Here is a 252-nt window from a genome sequence, read left to right on the forward strand (position 1 = left end):
CCTCTGACTCAGACTTAAGCACATCAATCAGGGAGATTTCATTTCCTTCTTTATCCTGGCCGATCGGATCATGGAGAGAAACATCCTTCTTTGTTTTCTTAAGGGCCCTGAGATGCATGAGGATTTCATTTTCGATGCAGCGTGCGGCATAGGTTGCAAGCTTTGTGCCTTTTCCTTCTGAATAACTTTCAATCGCCTTGATCAGGCCGATGGTGCCTATAGAAATGAGATCTTCTGAATCCTCTCCCGTGT

1 protein-coding gene is annotated in these 252 nt (G+C 45.2%); it reads right to left on the reverse strand.

The annotated features are described in order from the left end of the window. Positions 1-252, reverse strand: a 252-nt coding sequence (locus ACQCVH_RS25405) for a sigma factor (protein ID WP_426838421.1), incomplete at both ends; no start/stop codon positions are given.

This window comes from Bacillus infantis, from assembly GCF_050107595.1.
GTDB classification, from domain to species: domain Bacteria; phylum Bacillota; class Bacilli; order Bacillales; family Cytobacillaceae; genus Bacillus_AB; species Bacillus_AB infantis_C.